This window comes from Gordonia ajococcus, from assembly GCF_012974285.1.
Lineage (GTDB): Bacteria > Actinomycetota > Actinomycetes > Mycobacteriales > Mycobacteriaceae > Gordonia > Gordonia amicalis.
The window spans coordinates 3,425,154-3,441,132 of the sequence record NZ_CP052884.1 but is presented as its reverse complement, the minus strand read 5'-3'; the positions used below and the strand labels follow the sequence as shown (position 1 = coordinate 3,441,132).

Genomic DNA, 15,979 nt, shown 5'->3' with positions numbered 1-15,979 from the left:
CGGCGCGGGGCGGAACTCGGGGGGCGCATTTCCGGGGCCCTTCTCCGGGGCGGTTTGCGGGCCGGGGACCTGCCGAGACGTCGGATCCGTCTCGTGGACGGCATGTGTCGAGTGCCCGGCCGGACCGATCGACCGGGGTCACTACACTGGACGCGTGGCAGGCCGAATTCCCGATCGTGACATCACGGCGATCCGTGAGCAGACGAGGATCGAGGACATCGTCGGCGACTACGTCGCACTGCGGCGAGCAGGTGCCGACAGCCTCAAGGGTCTGTGCCCGTTCCACGACGAGAAGTCGCCGTCGTTCCACGTTCGTCCCAACCACGGCCACTTCCATTGCTTCGGCTGCGGGGAGGGCGGCGACGTCTACAGCTTCCTGCAGAAGCAGGAGCACATCAGTTTCGTCGAGGCCGTGGAGCAGCTCGCCGACCGGCTCGGCTACCAGATCAACTACGAGGGCGGCGGCACCGCGATCAAGCGGGACCGTGGTACGCGTGCCCGGCTCGTCGCCGCCAACGCCGCCGCCGCGAAGTTCTACCAGGCCGCCCTGCAGACCCCCGAGGCGCAAGCGGCGCGGGACTATTTGTCCGAGCGGGATTTCGACGCCGCGGCCGCCATCCAGTTCGGGTGCGGCTATGCGCCCGCCGGCTGGGACACGATGACCAAGGCGTTGTTGTCGCAGGGTTTCGAGTTCAGCGAACTCGAGGCGGCCGGTCTCTCCAAGCAGGGCCGCAAGGGACCGATCGACCGATTCCATCGTCGATTGCTCTGGCCGATCCGCAATCTCGGCGGGGACATCATCGGCTTCGGCGCCCGCAAGTTGTTCGACGACGATAACCTCGGCAAGTACATGAACACACCGGAGACCATGCTGTACAAGAAGTCTCAGGTGTTGTTCGGTCTCGACCACGCGAAGAAGAGCATCGCCAAGGGCCATCAGGTGGTCGTGGTCGAGGGTTACACCGATGTCATGGCCATGCATCTCGCCGGCGTCACCACCGCCGTCGCCTCGTGTGGCACCGCCTTCGGGGAGGATCACCTCGCGCTGATCCGGCGCCTGATGATGGACGACTCGTACTTCCGCGGTGAGGTCATCTACACCTTCGACGGCGACGCCGCAGGAAAGGCCGCCGCGCTCAAGGCTTTCGAGGGAGAACAGTCCATCTCGGGTCAGACGTTCGTGGCGATCGCACCGGAGGGCATGGACCCGTGCGAGCTCCGTCAGGCCAGGGGAGACGCCGCGGTGCGCGACCTCATCGCCCGCCGGGTGCCGATGTTCGAGTTCGCGATCAAGACGCTGCTGACCGAACACGACCTCGACACCGCGGAGGGCCGCGTGCACGCCCTGCGTGACACGGTCCCGGTGGTCGCCCGCATCAAAGACGTCGCGCTGCGCGACGAGTACGCCCGCCAGCTCGCCGGCTGGGTCGGCTGGGAAGAAGTGAGCCAGGTCCTCGGTCGGGTGCGCGAAGAAGGCGCGAAGATCCGGAAGGCCAAGGGCGGTACGGATTCCGGGCGGGGCGGTCGACGCGGTGCTCCCGCGCGCAACCGGCCGGAAGCGGAGACGGCACCGACGTCCGCACGCCCCCAGCCCAACGACCCGCGGCTGTGGCCCCAGCGTGAAGCCCTCAAGGCCGCGCTGCAGTACCCGGCGATCGCCGGGACGGTCTTCGACTCGCTACCCGTCGAATGCTTCGACGAGCCCGCGTATGCCATTGTGCGACAGGCGATGATCAGCATCGGCGGCACGTCGTCGGGTCTGGGCGGGGCCGCCTGGGTCGACTCCGTGCGCAACGCCGTCGACGACCCGGTCATCGACCCGCTGGTCACCGAGCTCGCCGTCGAGTCGATGCCCGTCGACGAGGACAACATCGCCCGCTACATCACGAGCGTCCTCGCTCGACTGCAGGAAGTGTGGGTCGGTTCGCAGATCGCCGACATCAAGTCACGACTGCGTCGGATGGCACCCAGCGACGACCCGGACGGTTACAACGCCGTCTTCGGCGATCTGGTGGCCCTGGAGGCCTATCGCCGTAGCCTGCTGGAGCAGGCCCTCGACCCGACCGTCGACGTCGGCTGAGTCGCTCTCGGCAGAGGCCTTACGCCGGGCGCGATGAGTCGGAACGGTTCAGGCGGTCTGTACATCGACCACGTCTGAACGGAGAACACCATGGCGACCACCATCTATTCGGCGACCGCATCCCTCGACGGGTTCATCGCCGGTCCCGGCGGAGACATGTCCTGGCTGACGCGGTTCTTCGGCGAGGACGAGGACAATTCCGCCGCCCGGCGGCTCCGGGACGGGACGGGCTCCCTGCTCGTGGGGAATCGCAGTTTCGGGGGCGACGACCCGAACAAGGGCACCGACCGCGAAGGTGCGTTCGAGGGCGAATACCAGTGCCCGACAGTGGTTCTCACGCACAATCCGCCCGCCGACCCGGTGGAGGGTGTCACCTTCGTCACCGACCTGCACCGCGCCGTCGAGGAGGCCACGAGGCTGGCGGGAGATCGGTACGTCACGGTCATCGGCGCCGACGTCGCGCGTCAGATGATCGACGCCGGCTTGCTCGACGAGGTCCTCGTCTTCCACGTCCCGGTCTTCCTGGGCGACGGGGTCCGGCTCTTCGATCGTCCCGGTGGCGGCGAGGTGCGGCTGATGCGGATTCCGGGCGAAGCCGAGTTCTGGTGCCGGGTCGAGAGGTGAGCGGGTCCGGGTGTCGCGCGTGTGAGAGCCTGGATCCATGACGATGGTGTCGATCGGCGATCTCACGGTGAACTACTCAGAACAGGGGAGCGACGAATCAACCTCGGCGCCAATCGTTCTGGTCCACGGATTGGGTGAAGACGGTCGGAGTTGGGCGCACACGCAGCGCGACCTCGCCGACCAGCACACCTTCGCCGTCGACCTCCGCGGACACGGCGCGACGACGGTCGGGGAGGCCGAGGGGACCCTTGAGCAACTCGGCCGAGATCTCGTCGGGTTCCTCGAGGCCGTGACCGGGCCGGCCATCGTCGTCGGCTTCTCCGCCGGTGGGACCATCGTCCTCTGGGCGGCTGCCGAGCGGCCGGATCTGGTGAGCCGGGCGATCGTGCTCGGTACGTCGTCGGTGGTGGGGCGAGCCGCGGCCGAGTTCTACACGCAGCGCGCCGGTCAGGCCGCCGACACCTCGAGCGACGAATTCCGGGCGGCGATGCGCGACGACACCGTCTCCGGGCTGGTGTCCGCCCATGATCGCGTCGACGAGATCGCGGCCAGGAGACTCGAGGCGATCGGGGACGGTGCCGGCTATGCCAACGCGGCACGCGCGATGGCCCGGGTGCGCGAGCAACCGCTGACCCCACGGCTTTCCGAGATCCGTCAGCATGTCGATGTCATCGCGGCGTCGAGCGACGCTCTGTGTCCGGAGAAGGCCGCCCGCATGATCGTCGACGGACTGGCGGACGTGACCTACCGCGTGATCCCGGACGCCGGGCACCTGATGAACGTCGACAACCCCGCGGCGGTGACGGCCGCGCTGCGGGAGGCGATCACGGGCGACGACTGATCGTCGCCGAATGGTGGGGAGTGCGGGACTTGAACCCGCGACCAATCGATTATGAGTCGACGGCTCTAACCAACTGAGCTAACTCCCCGTACGGGCACCCGGCCCGCGGGAGGAGATTACCGCACCGTGCTACGGCGGCTGCAGCCAACTGTCATGGAAAACGGTCGACAGTCGACGGCGCTACACTGGCGCAAAATCGGACACGGCGGACGGGAGGGTGCGCGGATGACGGTCGGGGAGGCGTCTCACGGTGGCGGTGAGCTGCCGGAGAGTCTTGTCGACGTGGCCGGCCGGCGTATCCGGGACGCCATTTTGAGTGGTGCTCTTGCGCCTGGTGCGAAGATCGTCGAAGAGACGCTGTGTGCCGACCTCGGGATCAGTCGGGCGCCGGTACGTGAGGCGTTACGGCTGCTCGCCCAGCAGGGGCTCGTCGAACACCAGCCGCGTCGTGGGGTCCGGGTCGCGGAGTGGTCGCCCCGGGACATCCTGCAGCTGTTCGAGCTGCGCCAGGTGCTCGAACGGTATGCCGTCGAGGCCGCCCTGCCGTTGACCGATCCGGCATCGCAGCTCGCGCCTGTTCGTGCGGCGATCGATGCGATGCGCCGTGCCACAGACGATCTCGCGCGCGATGACGCGCACCGTCGATTCCATGCCGCCGTCGTCGGACTGGCCGGGAATCGACAGCTCGACATCACCCTCGAACCGATCCTGCTGAAGTTACAGCTGCCGATGGCGGTCAACCTGCGAACCGAGACCGCCGACCACCACGGCCCCGACGACGGGTTCCACCGGCACCAGGCGATCCTCGACGCACTCGAACGCAATGACGCCGCGGCGGCGATCGCGGCCCTCCACGATCACGGCCACCTCCACTACCTGGACCTGGTTTCGGCCACAGCCGGGGACGAACAGCCGCGCTGACCAGCTAACACAATCGACACACAGCCGTTCCGCAGGCGCCATGATTCTGTCGACAATCGACGGTATGACTCTTTTGGGCGGGCCCACCACCGGTCCCACGGTTGCCGAGATCCTCGACTCGCACCTACACGGGAGCGGATCCCCGACGCGGACCGCACGCATGGTCCTCGACGCCATCGAGGCGCGGGGTGACGACGGGACCTGGCTGTCGACCGTGCCGCGCGACGAGGTGCTCGCCGCGGCGGCGGAACTCGAGAGTCGTCCCGACGCACGCGACCTCCCGCTCTACGGCGTGCCGTTCGGCGTCAAGGACTCCATCGACGTGGCCGGCGTCCCGACGACTCTCTCCTGCCCCGGGTACGCGTACGTCCCCGACACGACCGCGCCTGTCGTACAGCGCCTGCTCGACGCCGGCGCGCTGTTCATCGGGAAGACCAATCTGGACCAGTTCGCCACCGGCCTGAACGGCACGCGGACCCCGTCCACGATGCCGCGCGGGGTCTACGGCAACGAGATGATCTCCGGCGGTTCGAGTTCCGGCTCAGCCCTCGCGGTGGCACACGGCGACGTCCCCTTCGCCGTCGCCACTGACACCGCCGGATCGGGGCGGGTGCCTGCTGCACTCAATGGCATCGTCGGATACAAACCGTCGCGCGGTCTGATCAGCACGGTGGGGCTGGTCCCGGCCTGCAAGTCCCTCGACTGCATCACGGCGATGACCGCGACCGTCGACGACATGGATCGTGTCATGAGCGTGATGATGGGCCGCGACGACGCTGATCCGTGGTCCCGCGACCGCGGACCCGGATTCGACGGCTCGACGATCACGGTCGGCCTCCCGCCGGTCGAGGAATTGGAGTTCTTCGGCGACGACGCCATGCGCGAGGCGCACCTCGCATTCCGAAACCGTCTGGCACATCTGGCCTTACCGGGTGGCGTCGAGATCGTCGACGTCTCCTTGTCGCCGTTCCTGGCAGCCGGGGAACTCCTGTACTCGGGACCGTGGGTCGCGGAGCGACTGGTCGTCTTCGGGGACTTCCTCACCGAGAAGCCCGACGAGATCCATCCCGTGGTCCGCGACATCCTCCGCAGCGGCGAGAAGTACACGGCCGTAGACGCTTTCGCTGCATTGCAGCGATTGCAGGAGCTGCGGTCCGAGGTCGGTCGGGTGTGGGAGGGAATCGATGTCCTCGTGGTACCGACGATCGGGCGGACGTTCACCGTCGAGGAGGTCCTGGCGCAACCGATCGCGACCAACACGATGCTCGGTCATTACACGCATTTCGGAAATCTCCTCGACCTCACCGGGATCGCCGTTCCGCAAGGTGTGACATCCGACGGTCGGCCCCACAGCGCGATGCTTCTCGGGGCCGCACTCACCGACGACACCGTGCTCCAGTTGGCGGCCGCTCTGCTCGACGAACCGCGCGACCGGTCGTCGTCGGCCGGTGAGGTCCGCACCTCGACCACGCTTCCCGCGTCCTGAAACCCGCGAACACCCACCTCGGAAGGCCATTCGATGCCCACGACCGTCATCCTCGACGCGCTGCCCGGTCCGATCGAACTCGACCTGGACCAGACCGCGCTGATCATCATCGACATGCAGCGGGACTTCCTGTTGCCGGGCGGTTTCGGCGAAACCCTCGGCAACGACGTCTCGCAACTGCAGCGCGTCGTCGAACCCCTCGCTGCTCTGCTCGACGCCGCGCGGGCGGTCGGGATGCTCGTCATCCACACCCGGGAGGGGCATCTGCCAGACCTGTCGGATTGCCCGCCGGCCAAGCTCAACCGCGGCCAACCGTCGAAGCGGATCGGCGACCCGGGGGCGTTCGGGCGCATCCTGATCCGCGGTGAGTACGGGCACGACATCATCGACGAACTCGCCCCGCTCGACACCGAGGTCGTCATCGACAAGCCCGGCAAGGGGGCGTTCTATGCGACCGAACTGTCGAAGGTGCTGGCCGACAACGAGATCACGCAACTACTGGTGACCGGCGTGACCACCGAGGTGTGCGTCCACACCACCACGCGTGAGGCCAACGACCGAGGTTTCGAGTGCGTCGTCGTATCCGATTGTGTCGGTTCGTACTTCCCCGATTTCCAGCGCGTCGGCCTGGAGATGATCGCGGCGCAGGGAGGCATCTTCGGCTGGACCGCGCCCGGCACGGCGATCATCCCGCTGCTGAACGGGCGAGCGCCTGTGGAACCCGCCGTCTGAGAACGATCCAACCTACCCAGACGAGACATCGGCGTCTCGTTTTCCCCATCAAACCCCAGCAGTCCGGAGGAATTCATGAGCGCCACCACCGATCCAGCCCCGACCACCGACCCGCCGTCACCGGCTGCAACCCCGAAGGTCGCGTGGTGGACGCGCGGAGACACCAACGCCTTCTTCGGTCTCGGTTTCAACATCCTCGTCAACGTGCTGACGTTGACCGGCTTGATGATCGGCGTGATCGGTCTCAGTCCGGACAACGTCCTCGGCACCGTGCTGCCCGCGCTGGGCGTCGCGCTGATCCTGGGCAACCTGTACTACACGTTCCTGGCCCGACGCCTCGCCGCGCGGGAGGGACGCGACGATGTGACAGCCCTGCCGTACGGGCCGAGTGTCCCGCACATGTTCATCGTGGTGTTCGTCGTGATGTTGCCGGTGTACCTGAACACCAAGGACGCCATCCAGGCGTGGCAGGCCGGTCTGGCGTGGGCGTTCATGATCGGTGTCATCGTCATGATCGGCGCGTTCGTCGGACCCTATGTGCGCAAACTGACGCCGCGCGCCGCGATGCTCGGCACCCTGGCCGGTATCTCGATCACGTTCATCTCGATGCGTCCGGCAGGGCAGATCTGGGAGGCGGCGTGGATCGGTCTGCCGGTGCTGGCGATCATCCTCATCGGTTTCTTCACCGATGTGAAGCTGCCCGGCAACGTCCCCGTCGGGCTCGCCGCGCTGCTCGTCGGTACGGCGATCGGTTGGGCAGGCGGGTTCATGTCGGTACCGGACCTGACCGCGGCGGTGGAAGACATCGCCGTCGGCATTCCGGATCAACGATTCGACCTGTTGTTCAACGGTCTCGGCGATCTCGCGCCGCTGCTGGGCACCGCGATACCGCTGGGCGTCTACAACTTCACCGAGGCGATGAGCAATGTGGAGAGCGCCGCGGCGGCGGGGGACAACTACAATCTGCGCAGCGTGCTGCTCGCCGACGGTGCCGGGGCGTGCATCGGTGCGGCGTTCGGGTCGCCCTTCCCGCCGGCCGTGTACATCGGTCATCCGGGCTGGAAGGACGCCGGTGGTCGCGCGAGCTACTCGCTGGCCAGTGGAGCAGCGATCGGCCTGCTGTGTTTCCTCGGTCTGTTCGGGGTGCTGAACTACCTGCTGCCGGTGCCGGCGATCGTGCCGATCCTGCTGTTCATCGGCTTGCTGATCGGGGCACAGGCCTTCCAGGCGGTGCCGCGCCTGCACGCGGTCGCGGTGGTCGCGGCGCTGCTGCCGAACCTGGCCGAGTGGGGGCGCGGACTCATCGACAACGCGCTCTCGGCGGCGGGGACCACGGTCGACGAGGTGGGCATGGAGGCGATGAACGGTGCCGGCGTGATCTACGAGGGCCTCAAGACGCTCGGCGAGGGAGCGGTGCTCGTCGGGCTGATCCTCGGCACGATCGTCACGTTCATCCTGGAGAAGAAGTTCCACTTCGCGGCCATCGCCGCGGCGGTGGGGGCGGTGCTCTCGTTCATCGGCCTCATCCACGCGCCGGAGGTGTCGTGGGCGGCCGCGCCCGAGGTCTCGCTGGGCTACCTGTTCTTCGGGGCGGTGTGCTTCGCCTACTGGTTCCTGCCCGGTGCGCGGACGCCGGTGGAGGTCGACGAAGCCGACGTCGTCGCCGGTCACTGAAGTCGTAGGATCTGCGGCAGTTGTGTCCGATGTCCGGACACAACTGCCGCCACGTCGTATGCCGTTGACCTGCCGTTTTGTCGTCCGGCAGCGGCATGCGCTAGAGTCTGTCCTCGGTTCAAGTGAAGCGCCCGCGGCGCCGAACGAGGGCCGAGCAATCCCCCATAGCTCAATTGGCAGAGCATTCGACTGTTAATCGAACGGTTACTGGTTCGAGTCCAGTTGGGGGAGCAACAACGACAGCCCGCCACTTGCGACAGCAGGTGGCGGGCTTCTTCGTGGGCCCGCAAAACCACCCTTTTTCGGCAGAATCACCGCCGCGCGCGTCGGGGTGGAAATGTCGAAAAGGGGTGGGTTTGCCGGGGCTGGCCCGACCTGCCGTCCCACCGATGAGTTCCGCTGCGGTGGTGAGTCTGTCCTGCATAGATCCCTCATGCCGGACGACGAACAGGAAACGACAAACCATGCCGCAGCTACTCAGAGTGCAGAATTTCGCGGTCTCGCAGGACGGGATCGGTGCAGGTGAGAATCAGACCTTCGAGAGGCCCTTCGGCGACACCGTCGAGCCCTGGGAACTGATGTCGTGGGCCGGGGCCACTGCCAGCTGGCCCAACCGCACCGATCCCGGCGGGACCCGGGGCCTCGACGACTACTTCACCCGGGACTTCACCCACAACATCGGCGCGGAGATCATGGGCCGCAACAAGTTCGGTCATCAGCGCGGCCCGTGGACCGACCACGACTGGCAGGGGTGGTGGGGCGACGAACCGCCGTTCCACACCCCAGTCTTCGTCCTGACTCACCACCTCCGACCGTCGTTCACCCTGGGTGAGACCACTTTCCACTTCCTCGACGCCACACCGGCGGAGGCAGCCGAGAAGGCGAAAGCGGCAGCCGACGGCAAAGACGTCCGGATCGGTGGCGGCGTCAGCACCGTGCGGGAGTTCCTCGACGCAGATCTCATCGACACGCTGCACATCGCGGTCGCGCCCGTCACCTACGGGAACGGTCTGCGCCTGTGGGATTCGCCGGAGGACCTGGAGGATCGCTTCGAGCACGAGGCGATCCCGAGTCCCAGCGGAGTCACCCACCATTTGTTCTGGCGGAAGTAGTTTTTCGCCAAGCCCCGGAATGTCTGCTGCGAGCGGGGTAGTTGTAGGGGTCATGACGGAACTAGCCGACAAGGCCGCGACTCTGCTCCAACTCCACAAACCGGGCGACCCGGTGATCCTGCCGACGGTGTGGGACGCATGGTCGGCGAACCTGGCGGTGTCCGCCGGGTTCACCGCACTCACCGTCGGCAGTCACCCGGTCTCCGATTCGATCGGCAAACCCGACAACGAGGGAATCGCCTTCGACGAGCTGACGACTCGGATCAAACAGATCACCGCAGCAGTCGACGTCCCGATCTCCGTCGACATCGAATCCGGCTACGGCGAAGACCCGAAGACGCTGATCGAGGGACTCATCGACGCCGGGGCCGTCGGCCTCAACATCGAGGACACCGTCCACAGCGAAGGCGGCCGACTCCGCGAGGCGCAGGAACACGCCGACTTCGTGGGCGCATTGCGCGCAGCGTCGGACGCCACCGATGTCCACGTCGTCATCAACGCCCGCACCGACCTGTTCATCAAGCAGGTCGGCGACGAGTCCGACCGCGTCGACCGTGCCATCGCCCGGATGAAGCTCTGCGCGGAGGCCGGAGCCGACGTGCTCTACCCGGTCGGCTTCCACGACGACGCCACGCAGAAGAGACTTGCCGACGAGTTGCCGCTTCCGGTCAACGCCATCGGGCACCCGACCAAGAACAACAAGGCGGCACTCGCCGCGCTCGGCGTCGGACGCGTGAGCTTCGGCCCGCTGTTCCAGAAGGTGCTCGCCGAACGGGCGGCCGAGGTGCTCGCTCCCTGGAAGTAGGGTCGGACCGAGCGAATCGGGCGCGGGTGTCAGAGGTCGGGTTTACCGTCGGGACATGGCACTCAGCAAGAGCGAACGAGAAGCGTTTCTGGCAGAACCGCATGTCGCGGCGCTGTCTGTGGAAGCCGAACCGGGGAGGGCGCCGCTGACGGTGCCGATCTGGTACCACTACACACCCGGCGGAAGACCGTGGGTGCTCACCGGCACCGAGTCCCGGAAGCTGAATCTCATCCGGGCGGCGGGACGGTTCACCCTCATGGTCGACGAGGTGTCGCCGCGGCTGAAGTACGTATCGGTGTCCGGCAACGCCGTCGACATGGTCGCCGGAACCCGAGACGACCTGCGCGAGTTGGCCTCTCGGTACCTCCCGCCGCAGGCCGTCGAACCGTACATCGAGATGGCGGAGAAGGAGCACGGCCCGCAGACCAAGCTGTACCTCGACCCCGAGCAGTGGGTGTCACTGGACCTCGGCAGCCTCGGAGATCTGCCGGTCATATGACGCCGGACACAGTGCCCGACGCGGCATCGCTACATTGAACCCATGCCGAAGCCTCGTCAGACCTCCGACGCCCCCGACGCCACCCCGGCGACGACCGACGTCGAAGATGGCGTGACCCCGCTCGACGGCGAGCAGTTCCTGCAGGCCAACCGCACGAACCGGGAGAAGTTCCGGGCCGAGGCGGAGGCCAGGGCGGCAAAGGCCGCACGCAAGGCGGGGCGTCGTGGGGAAGCAGACGACGCCGTCGTCGAGGGCGAGACCGAGCCGGACAGCACGGAAGCACGGGCCACGGGGGAGTCCGCTGAGGACCGCACACCCCGCAAGCTCGACCGGAAAGCCGCCACCGGCAAGAACAATCGCTGGACCGGCTGGGCGACCGGTCTCGGCAAGAAGACGTGGGCGGTCGTCGCGTTGACGGCCGTCGCCGTTGTGCTCACGGCGTCGACCGCGGTCCTGGCCGTCGCCTACGTCGACGCCGACCGCCGGGCGACACCGCGGTCAGCACGATCGACACGACGATCCTCGACACCGCCCGCAAGTACGCCACCGAGATCACGACCTACAACTCGGCCGACTATTCGGACCTCGACCGTCGAATCCGGGAGATCTCGACCCCCGCGTTCACCCAGACCTACATCGAGTCCTCGCAGGACGCCCGTCGCGGCTCCACCGACGCAGAAGCGGTGTCGACCGCGAAAGCCGACAACGCCGGCATCATGTCCCTCGACGAGGGGAAGGCCGTCGTGCTCGTCACCCTCGACCAGACCATCAAGTCGCCGCAGACCGCGAAACAGTTCCCCGAGGGATTCCCGTACCAGTCGCGGGTGAAGGTGACGTTGGTCCAGAACGACGGTCGCTGGCTGATGGACGACTTCGCGGTGCTGTAGGGCTGGTTTCGACGCGACGCCTCGCGTCGCTCGGTGTCGGCTCAACCGGCAGGGGGGGTGCGGTGAACGGGGTTTCGACGCGACGCCTCGCTCCGCTCGGTGTCGGCTCAACCGGCAGGACGACGCTCGGCGTCGGCTCAACGAGCGGGGCTTCGACTCAGCCGTTCTCTCCCAACAGGATTCGCGTCGACGGCGCCTCGATGCGCTCAGGGGAGGGTTGTGGTCTCAATCGCGTCAGGTCGGTGACGACGTTGAGCGCGGCGTGCACCAGGAAGCGGGCGTGGGTGATCGAGAGGTTTTCGCGTTCGCGGCTCACCCAGGTCGCCCACTCTTCCACGGTGATGCGCTGCTGGTTGCGGAGCGCGTTCCGCGCCTCCGGGGTGGCGTGGCCGATCTCGGTCTCGTAGACGCTGATCAGATCGGTTGTGCTGCAAGTCAACCGGACGTATCTGTGAACCATGCCGACGATTGCCTCGCGTGGTGTCGTCGAGTTGGCCAGGGCGTCGGAGATGGCGCTGGTGACGCGATCGGTCGCCCGCCAGAACGCGGCCTCGAGGATGGCGACCTTGCTCGGGAAGTGGCGGTACACGCCGGATGCCGGTAGGTCGGCGGCATGGGCGATGTCTTCGATGGTCACGTCGCGGAATCCGCGGGCCGCGAAGAGGTTGATCGCCTCGGTCAGGATGATCTCGCGTTTCGCGGCCGGCGCGAGGCCGTGAACGCCGGAGGCCACCGGTTCCACCGGATCGGGGAGGTCGACGTCGAGGAGGCTCATCGCGGCGTCGGGAATGAGGCTGGTGACCTCGCGTGCGGGCAGCGAGGCGCGGTGGGTGGTCGGACTGGCGGCGACGCTGGTCATCGCGGCGGCGATCAGATTCGCGTCAGCATCACCGAGCCCGGGACGAAGACGTCGCGCAGCCGCTCGGACGCGCCGGTGCTGATGGACGACGACATCCCGGACGATGGCGCGATCGTCCGGCTCGAGATACCGGGACTCCCACCGGTAGAGGCCACCCTTGCGACGGTTCTCGAACGAGGCGGCCGTGATCGCCACGAGAAGGGAGCGCAGCTCGTCGTCGCCACCGGTCTCCACCGCGTCGAGTGCGGACCGCAGCGACTGCGCGAGTACGGCGGTCGTCTCGGCGAACAGTGCGTACTTGTTCGGGAAGTGCCTGTACAGCGCGGGCGCGGAGATCCCGACCGCGTCGGCGATGTCCTCGAGACGGACCGCGTGATAGCCGCCGTCACTGAATGCCTTGGCCGACGCGTCGACGATGAGTCGTCTCCGGTCGGCGGGGCGGCGGCGTCGGGTGCCCGGAGCATCGGTCTGGGACGTCTCGGAAGGCGGCGTCCCCGGGCGCACGGTCATGGCGACCCACTCTAGCCGGATACGACGTTCACGAGACACATTCCGGTGCCTCGACCAAAAACACCAGGAAGAATCGTTGGAACGCGAGAATAAGTTAACCAAGATTCTCGTGATCTGCGTCGCACTGTGGTAAAAATCTAGGCGATGGCACAGATGGGATCACCTGTGTCTATTTGTCCGGTCACCAGTGGGGAGAACAGTGAGCGACGAGACCAGCCAGAGCGCAATCGTGACCTCGGTCGACGACCGCGGGGTTGCGCGGCTGACGATTTCCGTCCGGGGAAGATGAACGCTCTCGACACCGAGGCGAACCTCGGCATCAGGGCTGCGATGGAGCAGTGGTCGTCGAGTGACGACGTCCGGGTCATCGTGATCGACGGTGCGGGCGGAAGCTTCAGCGCCGGGGCCGATGTCGTCTCCATCAACTCGCAGTCGACCGCCAACGGGTCGTCGGGGCTCGACCCCGACCAGGCCCGCGGGATCATCTCCGCCGGTTCCGAGCTCGTGCGCGCGGTGCGGTCGGTCCAGGTCCCGGTCATCGCCTCCGTCGACGGACCGGCCGCGGGAATCGGCGCCTCGCTGGCTCTGGCCGCCGACCTCATCTACACGACCCAGCGGTCGTACTTCCTGCTCGCCTTCATCAACATCGGTCTGATGCCCGACGGTGGCGCGTCGATGCTGTTCACCTCGGCCGTGGGCCGGGTCCGCGCCAATGAGCTCGCCCTCCTCGGTGAGAAGCTCCGCGCGCCGGAGGCTCTCGCCGCGGGCCTGATCAACGGGGTCTACGACGATCGCGCCGCACTCGACGAAGCTGTCGACAAGGTCGCCGCGAAGCTGGCCGGCAAGAGCCGCTCCGCGCTGCGCCTGACGAAGTCGGCCCTCGACGCACACACGATGTCCGGCTTCGAAGCGGCCATCGAGCGGGAACTCGAAGGCCAGACCGAACTGCTGCAGTCGCCGGAGTTCCAGGCCGCCATCGCCGCCTTCGCGGGCGCCCAGAAGTGAACCTCGGCCCACGCCGAACACTCACCACCACACACGTTTTCACCCATCGCTCGACACGATGAAAGACAACAAGGAGACCGATCGTATGACCGCGACCGTCGACACCGTCACCGACCTCGCCACCGAACCGCTGCGCTCGCGCCGCAACCACTGGATCAACCAGGTCAAGCGCCACGCCTTCATGAACCCCGACGGCCCGGCCCTGAAGTTCCTCGGGAAGGTCACCACCTGGAAGGAGCTCGACGAACGGACCCGCGCCTTCGCCGCGGCGCTGACCCGTCGCGGCGTCGGGTTCGGTGACCGGATCCTCATCGTCCTGCTCAACCGCACCGAGTATGTCGAAGCGACGTTGGGTGCCAACCTGATCGGCGCCATCCCGGTGCCGGTGAACATCCGCATGAGCCCCGCCGAGATCGCCTTCCTGGTCAACGACAGCGGCGCCAAGGTCGTCGTCACCGAAACCCTGCTCGCCCCGCTCGTCGATGCCGTCGCGGCCTCGACCAATGCGATCGACCACATCGTCGTCGTGGGGGGATCCGACAAGGACAACCACCTCGATTACGAGGCGCTCGTCGCCGAGGACTCCTCGGATCTGCCGGAGATCGACGTCCCCGAAGAGACCGTCGCGCTGATCATGTACACCTCGGGCACCACCGGAAAGCCCAAGGGCGCCATGCTCACCCACACCAACCTGCAGGCGCAGGCAGCCACCTGCATGCAGGCGCTGCACACCCGGTCCGACGACATCGGCTCGTGCGTCGCGCCGATGTTCCACATCGCCGGGCTTGGTGCCATGACGCCGCTGTTCTACATGGGGGCACTGTCGGTCATCCACCCACTCGGAGCGTTCGACCCGAACGACATGCTCGACACCATCGAGCGAGAGGGCACCACCTCGATCTTCCTGGTGCCGGCTCAGTGGCAGGCCGTGTGCGCCGCCCAGCAGGCCAAGCCGCGCGACCTGAAGCTGCGCGTGATCAGCTGGGGCGCGGCCCCGGCCTCGGACACCGTGCTGCGCGCGATGAACGAGACCTTCCCGGACGCGCTGAACGTCGCGGTCTTCGGTCAGACCGAGATGTCGCCGATCACCTGCGTACTCGAAGGCAAGGACGCCCTGCGCAAGATCGGCTCGATCGGCAAGGTCGTGCCCGCGGTGACCGCCCGCGTCATCGACCCGGAGGGCAACGACGTCGCCCAGGGTGAGGTCGGCGAGATCGTCTACCGCGGACCCAACATGATGAAGGGCTACTGGCAGAACGAGCAGGGGACCGCCGACGCCTTCGCCGGTGGCTGGTTCCACTCCGGCGACCTCGTGCGTCAGGATGAGGAGGGGTTCCTCTACGTCGTCGACCGCGCCAAGGACATGATCATCTCGGGTGGCGAGAACATCTACTGCGCCGAGGTCGAAAACGTGCTGTTCGGTCACCCGAGCATCAGCGAGGCGGCGATCATCGGTCGCGCGCACGAGAAGTGGGGCGAGGTGCCGGTCGCGGTCGTCGTCCCCGCCGCAGGCGTCGAGGATCTGACCCTCGCCGACCTCGAGCCGTACCTGAACGAGAACCTGGCCCGCTTCAAGCACCCCAAGGACCTGGTCATCGTCGAGGAACTGCCGCGCAACGCCGGTGGCAAGGTCGTCAAGCCGACCCTGCGTCAGACCTACGGGTCCAAGGACGCCGGTCTGGCGAACTGACCGCTTCGATCGTTTCTTCGGCCCGTCCGGGCCCGCGCTGATCGGCGCACACACTCCGACCTGGGCGCGTGTTCCCAAGCGCCCAGGTCGCCGTGTTTCCAGCGTCTCGACGGTCCGTCGAACGGCGTAGGGAGTCGATGGAACACGGACTAGGACACGTTCCAATTTTGTGGTTGAGTGACTACAGTCACAAGCGTCGGCAACGACGCGGGTAGACCTCCCGGGGCGAGACGTTGCCGGGTCGAACGGAGGAG

The 15,979-nt window shown here is 67.0% G+C and carries 12 protein-coding genes, 2 tRNA genes and 2 pseudogenes; 14 read left to right on the top strand and 2 right to left on the bottom strand.

Translation table 11 applies throughout. The features are described 5' to 3' along the window. Positions 1–154: 154 nt before the first annotated feature. The 3 genes from dnaG (at position 155) to GAA2_RS15580 (ending at position 3,545) form a co-directional block, all read left to right on the top strand. Positions 155–2,080 (top strand): DNA primase, encoded by a 1,926-nt coding sequence (gene dnaG / locus GAA2_RS15590; protein ID WP_024500459.1) that lies wholly within the window; start codon positions 155–157, stop codon positions 2,078–2,080. Positions 2,081–2,170: 90 nt separating this feature from the next. Next, a complete protein-coding gene (locus GAA2_RS15585; RefSeq protein WP_024500458.1) occupies positions 2,171–2,704 on the top strand; it encodes a dihydrofolate reductase family protein in 534 nt (177 codons plus the stop codon). A gap of 37 nt (positions 2,705–2,741) precedes the next feature. Beyond that, on the top strand, positions 2,742–3,545 hold the full coding sequence (locus tag GAA2_RS15580) for an alpha/beta fold hydrolase (protein WP_024500457.1): 804 nt from the start codon (positions 2,742–2,744) through the stop codon (positions 3,543–3,545). A gap of 11 nt (positions 3,546–3,556) precedes the next feature. On the opposite strand, the gene GAA2_RS15575 is transcribed toward GAA2_RS15580, so the two are convergent. Beyond that, positions 3,557–3,633: transfer RNA gene (locus GAA2_RS15575), tRNA-Ile, on the bottom strand. Positions 3,634–3,770: 137 nt separating this feature from the next. On the opposite strand from GAA2_RS15575, the gene GAA2_RS15570 reads away from it, so the two are divergent. The 9 genes and pseudogenes from GAA2_RS15570 (at position 3,771) to GAA2_RS23385 (ending at position 11,661) form a co-directional block, all read left to right on the top strand. Continuing rightward, positions 3,771–4,466 carry a GntR family transcriptional regulator gene (locus tag GAA2_RS15570; protein ID WP_006434888.1) on the top strand — a complete coding sequence of 232 codons (696 nt, stop codon included), beginning with the start codon at positions 3,771–3,773 and terminating at the stop codon, positions 4,464–4,466. Between the two features lie 64 nt (positions 4,467–4,530). Further along, entirely contained in the window at positions 4,531–5,952 is a 1,422-nt protein-coding gene (locus GAA2_RS15565) for an allophanate hydrolase (RefSeq protein ID WP_096274974.1), read from the top strand. Between the two features lie 33 nt (positions 5,953–5,985). Next, positions 5,986–6,684 (top strand): cysteine hydrolase family protein, encoded by a 699-nt coding sequence (locus GAA2_RS15560; RefSeq protein ID WP_006434890.1) that lies wholly within the window; start codon positions 5,986–5,988, stop codon positions 6,682–6,684. 75 nt (positions 6,685–6,759) lie between these two features. Next, positions 6,760–8,358: a hypothetical protein gene (locus tag GAA2_RS15555; RefSeq protein WP_006434891.1), complete on the top strand. Its 1,599-nt coding sequence runs from the start codon at positions 6,760–6,762 to the stop codon at positions 8,356–8,358. Positions 8,359–8,516: 158 nt separating this feature from the next. Then, a tRNA-Asn gene (locus GAA2_RS15550) sits at positions 8,517–8,589 on the top strand. Positions 8,590–8,822: 233 nt separating this feature from the next. After that, the gene (locus GAA2_RS15545; RefSeq protein ID WP_006434892.1) at positions 8,823–9,470 is read left to right on the top strand and encodes a dihydrofolate reductase family protein; all 648 of its coding nucleotides are present in this window, start codon (positions 8,823–8,825) and stop codon (positions 9,468–9,470) included. A gap of 52 nt (positions 9,471–9,522) precedes the next feature. Continuing rightward, positions 9,523–10,275 carry an isocitrate lyase/phosphoenolpyruvate mutase family protein gene (locus GAA2_RS15540; protein WP_006434893.1) on the top strand — a complete coding sequence of 251 codons (753 nt, stop codon included), beginning with the start codon at positions 9,523–9,525 and terminating at the stop codon, positions 10,273–10,275. Between the two features lie 55 nt (positions 10,276–10,330). Further along, entirely contained in the window at positions 10,331–10,774 is a 444-nt protein-coding gene (locus tag GAA2_RS15535; protein WP_006434894.1) for a pyridoxamine 5'-phosphate oxidase family protein, read from the top strand. A 42-nt stretch (positions 10,775–10,816) separates the two neighbouring features. Further along, a pseudogene (locus tag GAA2_RS23385) lies at positions 10,817–11,661 on the top strand (hypothetical protein). 157 nt (positions 11,662–11,818) lie between these two features. Here the strand turns inward: GAA2_RS23385 and GAA2_RS15525 are convergent. Further along, on the bottom strand, positions 11,819–13,030 hold the full coding sequence (locus tag GAA2_RS15525; protein WP_006434896.1) for a TetR/AcrR family transcriptional regulator: 1,212 nt from the start codon (positions 13,028–13,030) through the stop codon (positions 11,819–11,821). Between the two features lie 199 nt (positions 13,031–13,229). Here GAA2_RS15525 and GAA2_RS15520 point away from each other — a divergent pair. Both GAA2_RS15520 and fadD5 read left to right on the top strand, forming a co-directional pair. Next, positions 13,230–14,035: pseudogene (locus GAA2_RS15520) on the top strand (enoyl-CoA hydratase-related protein). A gap of 85 nt (positions 14,036–14,120) precedes the next feature. After that, positions 14,121–15,725, top strand: coding sequence for a fatty-acid--CoA ligase FadD5 (fadD5, locus tag GAA2_RS15515; protein ID WP_006434898.1), 1,605 nt, complete (start codon positions 14,121–14,123; stop codon positions 15,723–15,725). Positions 15,726–15,979 lie beyond the last annotated feature (254 nt).

What these genes read in the sequence shown, in the direction of transcription:
- GAA2_RS15570 (WP_006434888.1), top strand. Translation starts at nt 3,771, where the DNA reads ATGACGGTCGGGGAGGCGTCTCACGGTGGCGGTGAGCTGCCGGAGAGT.
- GAA2_RS15565 (WP_096274974.1), top strand. Translation starts at nt 4,531, where the DNA reads ATGACTCTTTTGGGCGGGCCCACCACCGGTCCCACGGTTGCCGAGATC.
- GAA2_RS15525 (WP_006434896.1), bottom strand. Translation starts at nt 13,030, where the DNA reads ATGACCGTGCGCCCGGGGACGCCGCCTTCCGAGACGTCCCAGACCGAT.
- GAA2_RS15580 (WP_024500457.1), top strand. Translation starts at nt 2,742, where the DNA reads ATGACGATGGTGTCGATCGGCGATCTCACGGTGAACTACTCAGAACAG.
- fadD5 (WP_006434898.1), top strand. Translation starts at nt 14,121, where the DNA reads ATGACCGCGACCGTCGACACCGTCACCGACCTCGCCACCGAACCGCTG.
- GAA2_RS15555 (WP_006434891.1), top strand. Translation starts at nt 6,760, where the DNA reads ATGAGCGCCACCACCGATCCAGCCCCGACCACCGACCCGCCGTCACCG.
- GAA2_RS15560 (WP_006434890.1), top strand. Translation starts at nt 5,986, where the DNA reads ATGCCCACGACCGTCATCCTCGACGCGCTGCCCGGTCCGATCGAACTC.
- GAA2_RS15545 (WP_006434892.1), top strand. Translation starts at nt 8,823, where the DNA reads ATGCCGCAGCTACTCAGAGTGCAGAATTTCGCGGTCTCGCAGGACGGG.
- GAA2_RS15535 (WP_006434894.1), top strand. Translation starts at nt 10,331, where the DNA reads ATGGCACTCAGCAAGAGCGAACGAGAAGCGTTTCTGGCAGAACCGCAT.
- GAA2_RS15540 (WP_006434893.1), top strand. Translation starts at nt 9,523, where the DNA reads ATGACGGAACTAGCCGACAAGGCCGCGACTCTGCTCCAACTCCACAAA.
- GAA2_RS15585 (WP_024500458.1), top strand. Translation starts at nt 2,171, where the DNA reads ATGGCGACCACCATCTATTCGGCGACCGCATCCCTCGACGGGTTCATC.